The organism is Streptosporangium nondiastaticum, from assembly GCF_003011965.1.
In the GTDB taxonomy this organism is placed as follows: domain Bacteria; phylum Actinomycetota; class Actinomycetes; order Streptomycetales; family Streptomycetaceae; genus Streptomyces; species Streptomyces nondiastaticus.
The window spans coordinates 1-3851 of sequence record NZ_PXWG01000259.1 but is presented as its reverse complement, the minus strand read 5'-3'; the positions used below and the strand labels follow the sequence as shown (position 1 = coordinate 3851).

Annotated in this window: 4 protein-coding genes; 3 read left to right on the top strand and 1 reads right to left on the bottom strand. The window is 74.4% G+C overall.

What is annotated here, in order from left to right; genetic code table 11:
- On the top strand, positions 1-198 hold a 198-nt coding region (locus B7P34_RS37900; RefSeq protein WP_223268579.1), incomplete at its 5' end, for a hypothetical protein.
- Positions 199-531: 333 nt separating this feature from the next.
- Here the strand turns inward: B7P34_RS37900 and B7P34_RS35355 are convergent.
- Positions 532-1266, bottom strand: a complete 735-nt coding sequence (locus tag B7P34_RS35355; protein WP_223268578.1) for a hypothetical protein — start codon at positions 1264-1266, stop codon at positions 532-534.
- Between the two features lie 307 nt (positions 1267-1573).
- Between B7P34_RS35355 and purN the strand changes: the two genes are divergently transcribed.
- Together purN and purH are read left to right on the top strand one after the other, a co-directional pair.
- Positions 1574-2215, top strand: coding sequence for a phosphoribosylglycinamide formyltransferase (purN, locus tag B7P34_RS35350; protein ID WP_106682219.1), 642 nt, complete (start codon positions 1574-1576; stop codon positions 2213-2215).
- A gap of 11 nt (positions 2216-2226) precedes the next feature.
- Complete coding sequence (purH, locus tag B7P34_RS35345; RefSeq protein ID WP_106682218.1) at positions 2227-3774, top strand: bifunctional phosphoribosylaminoimidazolecarboxamide formyltransferase/IMP cyclohydrolase; 1548 nt, start codon at positions 2227-2229, stop codon at positions 3772-3774.
- Positions 3775-3851: the final 77 nt, after the last annotated feature.

Below are 3851 nucleotides of genomic sequence, written 5' to 3'. Positions count from 1 at the left end.
CGGGGGGAGCGGCGGGGCTGGTTCGGCCGCCGGGCCCGGCCCAAGGGGACGCGGTCCGAGGGCGCCCGGGCGGGGGCGGTCGTGCCGGCCTGGCACGACTCGCGGGCGCGGCAGGTGCGGTGGGCCGCGCTGCGGGAGTCCGGGGGCGGCCTGGTCCCGGACTTCGAACCGCGGGACGCGAACCCGGACCGGGGCTGAGCGCCGGGGGGCTCCGCCCTGGGCCGGGGACCTTGAGCGCCGCACGGACGGGGCCTTGCCGGGCCGGTCGCCCAGGTCAGGGCCTGCCGGCCCGCGCGAGGATGTCCGCCGCACAGCGAATCGCCGCAACGGCGCATCACCACGACGGCGAGGGTCCGGCGGAATGCCCGGTCACCGCCAGTGGCGCGTACGGCACCGCCGGTCCGCGCCGTTGTGGCTTCGCGCCGTGGCGGCGGAAGAACAGGGCCCGCCGCCACGGCGAGGAAGCTCGACGGTGAGGGTCCGGCGGAACATCCGGTCACCGCCGGTGGGCGTCCGTCGCGCCGGAGGCGGTTAGTCCCTGTTCCCCAGCAGCGGCCTCAGCTGCTTCGGGAGGTGTCGCTCGCACGCCTGCTGCGAGCTCTGCGTCAGGGCGTCGTCCACGCACGTGTAGTAGTCGCTGTAGACGATCTGGAAGACGAACGTCGCCGCCACGATGGCCAGGGCCAGCCCGCCCGTCACCAGGCCGCTCACCGCCGCCGTGGTCTGCGGCTTGAACGCGCCGGGCGCCGGCGTCGGCGGGCCCGCCGGGATGTCGGGGTCCGTGCGCCGGGGCCGGGGCTTGGCGCGGAGGGAGCTGACGCCCCAGTAGATCGAGAGGGCGCCGAGCAGCAGGGCGACGTAGGGGATGCTGAAGAGGGCGAAGAAGAAGCCCCACATGCCCGCGAGGAGGGCGTAGCGGGCGCGCCGCTGGGCCGGGTCCGTCGGGTCCCAGCGCAGGCCGCCTCCGCCCGGTCCGCCGCTTCCGCCCGGTCCGCCGCCGAAGCCGCCGTCGTGGCGGCCGGGCTGCCGGCTGCTCCACTGGCTGCCCCACGACGGGGGCTGCTGCCCGTCCGGGCCCTCGGGGCCCTCCGGTCCGTCGCCGCCCTGGCCGCCCTCGCCGTTCCCCCGGCCCTGCGGCTGCTGCGGCTCGCGCGGCTGCCACGGCCGGTCGGGCGTTCCCTCGGGCGGCGGCGCGAAGGGGTTGTCCCGCTGCTCGTCCGGGGACGGGGAGGGGCGGTGAGCCGCGTCACGGCGTCGGTCCGGCATGTGGAGTGTGTCTTCCCCTTGTGTCGTCTACCGCACTCCGAACGTACGGCGTCGCGCCCGGATTCCGTGCATGTGGCACCGCGCTTTCCGGGCACCGCTTCCAGACGCTACCTTCCGCGGCCGCCCCCGTCCCGCGGGGGCCGTTCGGTGTGCCGGTATCGTTGCTGGCGGTCGGCGGGTTCGTAGAGTCCCCCGTATTCCGCGGCACCCTCGTCTCGTACGACCATACAAACCGTACGGCGCTGTCCACCGTACGGACGTCAATACGGCCGTCTCACCGCTCCCGCCCGCGAGAAAGGGCCCCACCGTGGCCTCCCCGCCTCCCGCGCCCCCCGCCCGCCTCGTCGTCCTCGTCTCCGGCTCCGGCTCCAACCTGCAGGCACTCCTCGACGCGATCGCCGCCGACCCCGAGGGCTACGGCGCGCGGGTCGTGGCCGTGGGCGCCGACCGGGGCGGCATCGCCGGCCTGGAGCGCGCCGAGCGCGCCGGGATCCCGACGTTCGTCTGCCGGGTCAAGGACCACCCGACGCGCGAGGCCTGGGACCGCGCGCTGACCGAGGCCACGGCGGCGCACGAGCCGGACCTCGTCGTCTCGGCCGGCTTTATGAAGATCGTGGGGAAGGAGTTCCTCGCGCGCTACGGCGGGCGCATCGTGAACACGCACCCCGCCCTGCTGCCCAGCTTCCCCGGCGCCCACGGCGTGCGCGACGCGCTCGCGTACGGCGTGAAGGTGACCGGGTGCACCGTCCACTTCGTCGACGACGGCGTCGACACCGGCCCGATCATCGCCCAGGGCGTGGTCGAGGTCGTGGAAGAGGACACCGAGGAAGGCGAAGCCGCTCTGCACGAGCGCATCAAGGAAGTCGAGCGCGCGCTGCTCGTCGATGTCGTGGGGCGTCTGGCCCGCAACGGCTACCGCATAGAGGGACGAAAGGTAAGGATCCCGTGACCGCCGAAGGTATGAAGCGGCCCATCCGCCGGGCGCTGGTCAGCGTCTACGACAAGACCGGGCTGGAGGAGCTGGCCTGTGGTCTCCACGAGGCCGGTGTCGAGCTCGTCTCCACCGGCTCCACGGCCGCCCGGATCGCCGCGGCCGGCGTCCCCGTCACCAAGGTCGAGGAGCTGACCGGCTTCCCCGAGTGCCTGGACGGCCGCGTGAAGACGCTGCACCCGCGCGTCCACGCCGGCATCCTCGCCGACCAGCGCCTCGACGCGCACCGCGAGCAGCTCGCCGGGCTGGGCGTCGAGCCCTTCGAGCTCGTCGTCGTCAACCTCTACCCGTTCCGGGAGACCGTCGCCTCCGGCGCCTCGCCCGACGAGTGCGTCGAGCAGATCGACATCGGCGGCCCCTCGATGGTCCGCGCCGCAGCCAAGAACCACCCCTCCGTGGCCGTCGTCGTCAGCCCCGGCCGCTACCAGGACGTCCTCAAGGCCGTCGCCGACGGCGGCTTCGACCTCGCGCAGCGCAAGCGCCTGGCCGCCGAGGCGTTCCAGCACACCGCCGCCTACGACGTGGCCGTCGCGAACTGGTTCGCCGCGGGCTACGGCGCCGACGAGGGCCCCTGGCCGGACTTCATCGGCGTCTCCTACGAGCGCAAGCAGGTCCTGCGCTACGGCGAGAACCCCCACCAGCCCGCCGCCCTCTACACCGACGGCACGGGCAAGGGCCTCGCGCACGCCGAGCAGCTGCACGGCAAGGAGATGTCCTACAACAACTACGTGGACACCGAGGCGGCCCGCCGCGCGGCCTACGACCACACCGACCCCTGCGTCGCCATCATCAAGCACGCCAACCCGTGCGGCATCGCGACCGGTCCGGACGTCGCCGAGGCCCACCGCAAGGCCCACGCCTGCGACTCGCTGTCCGCGTTCGGCGGCGTCATCGCCGTCAACCGGCCCGTGTCGGTCGCCATGGCCGAGCAGGTCGCCGAGATCTTCACCGAGGTCATCGTCGCCCCGGCCTACGAGGACGGCGCCGTCGAGGTGCTGGCCCGCAAGAAGAACATCCGCGTGCTGCGCTGCGCCGACGCCCCCGCGGCGCACGGCGAGTCCCGGCCCGTCGAGGGCGGCGTCCTCGTCCAGGCCAAGGACCGCCTCCAGGCCGAGGGCGACGACCCGGCCAACTGGACGCTCGCCACGGGCGAGGCGCTGTCCGCCGCCGACCTCGCCGAGCTGGCCTTCGCCTGGCGCGCCTGCCGCTCCGTGAAGTCCAACGCGATCCTGCTCGCCAAGGACGGCGCGACCGTCGGCGTCGGCATGGGCCAGGTCAACCGCGTCGACTCCGCGAAGCTCGCGGTGCAGCGGGCGGGCGAGGAGCGGGCGCGCGGCTCGTTCGCCGCCTCCGACGCGTTCTTCCCCTTCCCGGACGGGCTGGAGGTCCTGACGGCCGCGGGCGTCAAGGCCGTGGTGCAGCCGGGCGGTTCGGTCCGTGACGAGCAGGTCGTGGAGGCCGCGAAGGCGGCGGGCGTGACGATGTACTTCACGGGCACGCGCCACTTCTTCCACTAGTCCCGCAGTTCCGCAGTCCCGGCCGGGAACGGCCGGAACGGCCGGAGGCCCGGTTCCCCCTCGCCGAGGGGGAACCG

Coding starts and splice junctions, on each gene's coding strand:
- B7P34_RS35355 (WP_223268578.1), bottom strand. CDS start 1,266: ATGCCGGACCGACGCCGTGACGCGGCTCACCGCCCCTCCCCGTCCCCG.
- purH (WP_106682218.1), top strand. CDS start 2,227: ATGAAGCGGCCCATCCGCCGGGCGCTGGTCAGCGTCTACGACAAGACC.